This window comes from Pseudoalteromonas sp. SIMBA_162 (assembly GCF_046535955.1).
GTDB lineage: Bacteria > Pseudomonadota > Gammaproteobacteria > Enterobacterales > Alteromonadaceae > Pseudoalteromonas > Pseudoalteromonas marina.
In genome coordinates this window covers 1-230 of record NZ_JAWJBQ010001372.1, presented here as the reverse complement: position 1 = coordinate 230, position 230 = coordinate 1, and the positions used below count along the sequence as shown (strand labels likewise).

The 230-nt window shown below is 62.6% G+C and carries 1 protein-coding gene; it reads left to right on the top strand.

All coding sequences use genetic code 11. From position 1 onward, the window contains the following. The coding region (locus R0J88_RS24100; protein ID WP_410901472.1) for a biotin/lipoyl-binding protein at positions 1–230 on the top strand (230 nt) is incomplete at both ends.

The window sequence follows — 230 nt, the reverse complement described above, 5'->3', positions numbered from 1 at the left end:
GAACTTCCGGGCCGCACGCGTGCCTATCAGATCGCGGAAGTGCGTCCGCAGGTCGGTGGCATCATCGAATCGCGCGACTTCACCGAAGGCAGTGACGTCGAGGAAGGTCAGGTGCTCTATCACATCGATTCGCGCACCTATCGCGCCGATGTCGAGAGCGCCAAGGCGAGCCTGGCGCGTGCCGAGGCGAGCCTCAACACCTCAAGCCTCAAGGCCAAGCGCTACAAGAA